The sequence below is a fragment of the Microcoleus sp. CAWBG58 genome, assembly GCF_020883045.1.
Classification (GTDB): Bacteria; Cyanobacteriota; Cyanobacteriia; order Cyanobacteriales; family Microcoleaceae; genus Microcoleus.
This window is the reverse complement of the sequence record NZ_JAHRFA010000163.1, coordinates 1-4,742: the sequence shown is the minus strand read 5'-3', so window position 1 is coordinate 4,742 and position 4,742 is coordinate 1. Positions and strand designations below refer to the sequence as shown.

The 4,742-nt window shown below is 43.3% G+C and carries 4 protein-coding genes and 1 pseudogene; 1 reads left to right on the top strand and 4 read right to left on the bottom strand.

What is annotated here, in order from left to right:
* Positions 1-401: 401 nt before the first annotated feature.
* The 3 genes from QZ918_RS32870 to QZ918_RS32860 form a co-directional block, all read right to left on the bottom strand.
* Positions 402-1,103, bottom strand: a complete 702-nt coding sequence (locus QZ918_RS32870; RefSeq protein ID WP_293343237.1) for a cyanoexosortase B system-associated protein — start codon at positions 1,101-1,103, stop codon at positions 402-404.
* 8 nt (positions 1,104-1,111) lie between these two features.
* Positions 1,112-1,987 carry a cyanoexosortase B gene (gene crtB, locus QZ918_RS32865; RefSeq protein ID WP_293343234.1) on the bottom strand — a complete coding sequence of 292 codons (876 nt, stop codon included), beginning with the start codon at positions 1,985-1,987 and terminating at the stop codon, positions 1,112-1,114.
* A 307-nt stretch (positions 1,988-2,294) separates the two neighbouring features.
* The gene (locus tag QZ918_RS32860) at positions 2,295-3,455 is read right to left on the bottom strand and encodes a DegT/DnrJ/EryC1/StrS family aminotransferase (protein ID WP_293343231.1); all 1,161 of its coding nucleotides are present in this window, start codon (positions 3,453-3,455) and stop codon (positions 2,295-2,297) included.
* Positions 3,456-3,650: 195 nt separating this feature from the next.
* Between QZ918_RS32860 and QZ918_RS32855 the strand changes: the two genes are divergently transcribed.
* Positions 3,651-3,917: an aldo/keto reductase gene (locus tag QZ918_RS32855; protein ID WP_293343228.1), complete on the top strand. Its 267-nt coding sequence runs from the start codon at positions 3,651-3,653 to the stop codon at positions 3,915-3,917.
* On the opposite strand, the pseudogene QZ918_RS32850 reads toward QZ918_RS32855, so the two are convergent.
* Positions 3,868-4,551: pseudogene (locus tag QZ918_RS32850) on the bottom strand (ISAs1 family transposase); the annotation flags it as partial. The gene QZ918_RS32855 and the pseudogene QZ918_RS32850 sit on opposite strands and share 50 nt — an antisense overlap.
* Between the last annotated feature and the right edge of the window lie 191 nt (positions 4,552-4,742).

The window sequence follows — 4,742 nt, the reverse complement described above, 5'->3', positions numbered from 1 at the left end:
TAAGTCTTTTAAAATCGTCAAATTTTTGTTTGAGTTTTTCACCAAGGAACATAAATTTAATTTCCCCAAAATCAATCAGTACACCTATACTACCGATACATAGAAAATGATTTAGGATTGCTATATATTGCAATACGGTTAACTTAACGCTTTTTGACGAATTTCACCTCGCCATTTTCTCGGCAATACAGGCATTATTTGCCAGTCAGATTGTTCTTAAGTTAACTGTATTGTAATATATTGAATATTTCGCTGTTTTTCAAGTTTCATCTCCGCAATTCTCAACTAAAAATATCTACTCTTGATACCAAATCCGTTTAATTTTTCCTCTTGATTCTTCTAGCCCGCGGAGGCGGTCTTTGTTTGTATAGAAGCAATTTCAATCGCCCTCTTGATTAAACTCAGAAAACTTCTGCCATTAATTGAGTCTGAACACTTTGGCCCAGAGATTCCAGCAGCGGTTCAACTATCTTAATATCGCCCTGCGGTTGGATGGGAAGGATGATACTGACAGCAACCCAAGAGGCGCGGCGGTTCGACAGCCTCGCAATGCTATCTTCCCAAAACCAGCGGCTGGTTGCAGGAGAACCACCATTAGGCCAAGCGTACCACTGCACGACAGCAAAAGTTTGTTGAGAAGTCCAGCTTCGGAAAAACCTCGTCTCGATAGTAGGTGAGGGCTTTTCGGATGTTGGCGCTAATTTAACTGTAAACCTCAAAGTGCGATGAGAATCTGTTTGCCACCGGTGAAATCCATCGATATCTAGCCATTCTACTTGCGGCTGGCTTTTGGAGGAATTTTGAGGCATTAGCAATAAAATGGCAATTGTTTCATGATTTTTAATTTCTTCAAATAACCATCTGTGCCCGCCAATTTGAAGGTTATTCTGGATGCGGATCACCTCCCAGTCAGGAAGTGTCATCCCGTGTTGGCGCAAACTTTTTAACTGCTTGAGGTTTGTAACTGTTGGCGGATTTGTCCAAGGCCACCTTCCCGTCGCGTAGCCGGGAATTGCTACTCCTGCAACCAGTACCAGCAAAAACACCAGTACCACAATTTTAGATACTTGGTAGCGCCGCAGTAGTTTCCGTGCTGAAATCATTTGTTTCATTAATCGGCAGGCTGGCTTGGGAAATACTTTTCCATCCCGTTGATGAGAAGTACCAATAAGCCTAGTATACAAGCAGAATAGAAGTCTCCGCCCCATCCGGCGTGCAACCAAGCAAAAAGTCTCTCTCTGTCGGTTCCGTGAAAGTAAGTCAGCAAAGTGTTGCGGAGAATGTTGGAAGTGATGCTAATGATAGATGTGGCTACTAAAAACAAAATACTTCTTTTTTGGGAACTCCAAACTCCCGTCCAATCCATCAAAATTAAGCTGACATAAAGACTGGTAAACAGCATTTTTAAGCCTGCACAGTGGGGGGCAACTTCGACAATGCGATCGTTTACGTACAGATAAATTTCTTCGATTCTCACGTTCAGACCGACCTTAATTAAGATCCAGCCTGATACTTGAGCAATGAAGTGCTGTAACGGCAAGGCGTAGGGTTCTATGAGGTAAGGAATGTGATTCGGCGAGGCAAAAAATACGAACAAAAGTGGCATTGCTTGCAATTTCAATCCTGAAAATCCTTTTAAAGACAAGCAAATACTGGCTAGCATTAGTGGTAGAGATAAATTCACCAAATCGCTTAAGCGACTCAGATAAAAAAGCGTTGCTATTAACAGCAAAAAGCTTCCCAAAGGATGTGGCGAGTCACCTAAGCGCCGCCAGCAGTTTCGGTTTGTCCAAGCAATATAAGCGGCGTAGGGTAAACCAATTATTCCGTGGCTGAAATATTCGTGTTCGATGCTGATGCTTTTGTTGAACCAGCCGTCGTACCAGTGTACTAGCAGGGGGGCGTAAAGCAGCACTAGGAGTACCGTGATACCTTCCCCCATGAGGTATCGCTTGAGAACAATGCGAATTCGGCGCTGGATTTGCATGGTTTGAGAAGTTTTGACATGGCCGCGCTGGATTCGCAACGCGAAAGCGATTGTGAACGGTGAGTTAAAGATTTGTTAATTCCCAACTCCAACGCTTTGATATCTCTACCTTATGGCTTGCAATATCCTCACCATAACTTTTATAAACAATTAAGTAAATTAACTTAATTAAAGGTAAATTACCGATCGCGAAACAGTTTACTGTGTATGTCTTCTTCCATCTAGAGTATTGCGTCTTTCTTCAGTATTGCCTATTTCTTCTGTCAACTCTTCCTTCTGTCAACTGTCAACTGTCAACTGTCAACTGTCAACTGTCAACTCTTCGTTCGATCGCCCTTACAACTTGCTCAATCTGAGTATGACTCAATCCGGGATACATTGGCAAGGATAAAATTTGTTCGCACAGGGTTTCTGTGTGGGGGAAGTCGCCCGGATTGCCTAAGTTTTGGTAGGCTGGTTGCAGGTGGCAAGGTACGGGATAGTGGATGCCTGTTTGGATTCCTTCTCGGGTAAGATATTCCTGAAGGGTGTTGCGGGCGATCCTCTTTGAGGGCTTCGCTAACGGGCTTTTGTCAGTAATCTGGATTACGTAGAGGTGATAAATGTGACCTGTGCCGCTGTGATTGGCGATCGGTACAATGCCTTTGGGTTTCAGGGGTTCTAGTAGAGTATTGTAGTATTGAGCGGCGTCGGTGCGATCGCGATTCCATTTTTCCAAGTAAGGCAATTTCAGGTTGAGCACGGCGGCTTGCAAATTATCGAGGCGGCTGTTGGTGCCGATTTCCGCGTGCAAATATTTGCTGGGTGCTCCGTAATTGCGGAGAGTTCGCACTTTTTGTGCGATTTCTGCATCGTTAGTAATTAACATCCCACCATCGCCAAAACAGCCGAGGTTTTTGCTGGGATAAAAGCTGAATGCTGCTGCTTTCCCAAAGGAACCTGCACGGTATCCTTCTCTTTCGGCTAAATGGGCCTGTGCTGCATCTTCAAATATCATTAAATTGTGGCGGCTAGCAAAATCTAAAACTTCCCTAGGCGATACCATTTGACCGTAGAGGTGTACGGGGATAATTGCTTTAGTTTTTGAGCCGATCGCTGTTTCGGCTGCTGTGAGGTCAATCAGGGCGGTTTCCGGGTCACAATCTACCAGAATAGGTACTGCTTTGGCTTGAATCACACCAATTATGGTAGCGATAAAAGTGTTGGCTGGGACGATGATTTCGTCGCCCGGATGGATGCCGCAAGCTTGGAGTCCGAGGGCGATCGCATCTGTTCCACAAGCCACTCCTACGCCGTATTGTACTCCAGAAGCTGCTGCAAATGCTGTTTCAAATTCTGCCAGTGCTTTACCTAAAATAAAGTCTCCGTGCTGGATAATTTTTCCAAGTGTTGCTGCTATTTGAGATTCGATTGGTTGGTGTTGCAGGTAAAGGTTTACAAATGGAACTTTTGGCTGGCGACTGCTCATACATCGGAGGGATAGTAATTATTTATATTAACATTTAAATGCGGAGATATTTGATTTTTTTTTACCGCAGAGGACGCAGAGAGCGCAGATAAAAAGAGGGATAGAGGAGAAAGCAGATATCACTTTTCTGAGCTGTATATTAAATCAAGGTTTTTCGGTAAGATAGAATTAGATAATTTTTCGGCAATTGAGATCGTGGAATACAAAAAACTAGGCGACAGCGATTTATTAGTATCTAAAATTTGTTTGGGTACGATGACTTACGGCCAGCAGAATACGGTTGCAGAAGCGGCTCAACAGCTCGATTTTGCGATCGCCCGAGGCATCAACTTTATCGATACGGCAGAAATGTATCCGGTGCCGGGAAAACCCGAAACTCAGGGCAAAACCCAGGGTAAGCGCATCTCAAAGCCTATTGACAACAGGGTCTTGAGGCATCATCATGTGGAAATAAACAACTAGCGAGAACAGTCAGCATATAGTTATTATCCATAGCAGCCCGATGGGATTTTTGACGATTGCTACGTTTATAAGATTTCTCCAGGTTTAAAGCATTAAGAGCCAGGCGTCGCAGTAATGCTAAGTTTTGTGGTCCGTGACCTGTACGGACACGACAAGCATCTTCATTCCAGGTAACATCTAAAGTCCAATGCAGACTATTTTCAATACCCCAATGCAGGCGGATAGCTTGTGCTACTCGCTCGGCATTACATGGCAAACTTGTTAAATAGAACTGAACTTCACGGGTAGTTTTATTCCATAGATGTCTGACTCGGACTACCATGACAACACATTGAAGACCAACCCAATCGTTTTGGTTATGTAAAGTTGGCAATTGAGAAAGAGGGACGCACCAACAGGAACGTTTTTCAGTACGATAATGACCTGGTTCTACCCGTTGGTCATAACTATGGAGCGTACCTTCAAATCCGTGAGATAATTGTTGCTCAAACCAGTTTTTTACTTGTCCGTAAAGTGTAGGATGATTTGCTTTCAGTGCTAAGACATAATCAGCTTTGGCGTGAAAAATCTGAGAGGCAATTGCTGTTTGTGTACCCATAGCATCAATCGTAATAATACATCCGGCCATGTCTAAGGAATGAAAAATAAATAACTTGATGAATCGTCAGATATAATAAAAAACATGGACAACTTGCTTATCGCTCTTTCATCACTCTGGGCAAAATAAAACAACGGCATACCAACTTTATCCAGAGTCTAATGTTGTATATCCACGAAATTTATTCATCATATTTAATAGTTCTAGAAATCCGGCTTTAAGACATG

What these genes read in the sequence shown, in the direction of transcription:
- QZ918_RS32870 (WP_293343237.1), bottom strand. Translation starts at nt 1,103, where the DNA reads ATGATTTCAGCACGGAAACTACTGCGGCGCTACCAAGTATCTAAAATT.
- crtB (WP_293343234.1), bottom strand. Translation starts at nt 1,987, where the DNA reads ATGCAAATCCAGCGCCGAATTCGCATTGTTCTCAAGCGATACCTCATG.
- QZ918_RS32860 (WP_293343231.1), bottom strand. Translation starts at nt 3,455, where the DNA reads ATGAGCAGTCGCCAGCCAAAAGTTCCATTTGTAAACCTTTACCTGCAA.